The 206-nt window shown below is 52.9% G+C and carries 1 protein-coding gene; it reads left to right on the forward strand.

Going from position 1 to position 206, the window contains the following annotated elements; genetic code table 11:
- On the forward strand, nucleotides 1-206 hold a 206-nt coding region (locus NLF92_RS14155; RefSeq protein WP_254102917.1), incomplete at both ends, for a hypothetical protein.

Genomic DNA, 206 nt, shown 5'->3' on the forward strand with positions numbered 1-206 from the left:
TCATCCCTTTGTGCAGGTTGCTTTGCCAGTCAGGCCAACCGTGCCGCTTAAAATTCCCCACATTGCGTCGCCGTTAAATCGCCTGGCCGTACGAAATTTACTGCGCAGCCGCGATCAGGAATTGCCGTGTGCTCAGGCCATTATGCAAAACGAGACGTTTCAGCAGGTGTGCCAACAACTGGCATCGCCGTCTGGTATTTTGCATA

Source organism: Opacimonas viscosa, from assembly GCF_024199005.1.
Classification (GTDB): Bacteria; Pseudomonadota; Gammaproteobacteria; order Enterobacterales; family Alteromonadaceae; genus Opacimonas; species Opacimonas viscosa.